Origin of the sequence: Streptomyces sp. P17, assembly GCF_032436805.1 — a bacterium.
Lineage (GTDB): Bacteria > Actinomycetota > Actinomycetes > Streptomycetales > Streptomycetaceae > Streptomyces.
Map to the genome: position 1 here is coordinate 1 of NZ_JAVRBF010000764.1, position 275 is coordinate 275.

The 275-nt window shown below is 67.3% G+C and carries 1 protein-coding gene; it reads left to right on the top strand.

The genetic code is table 11. The features are described from left to right. Positions 1–275: M1 family aminopeptidase (locus RMT89_RS42865; protein ID WP_315889172.1), on the top strand; the 275-nt coding region annotated here is incomplete at both ends.

Consider the following 275-nt stretch of genomic DNA (forward strand, 5'->3'; position numbering starts at 1 on the left):
CTGGTGGCGCTGGCGGTGGGGCCGCTGGACATCGTGGACGGCGGCTATGCGCCGCCAAACAGGTACCGGTCGAAGCCACTGCACATCCGGGGCGTGACGGCGCGCGGCAACGGCAGGCGCATCGGCTATGCGTTGTCGCTGACGCCGAAGATCGTGGCCGCGCTGGAGAACTATTTCGGCATCGGCTTCCCTTTCCAGAAGCTCGACGTGCTGGCGGTTCCGGACTTCGGGGCGGGCGCGATGGAGAATGCGGAACGTGATCGCGCCCGCATTCT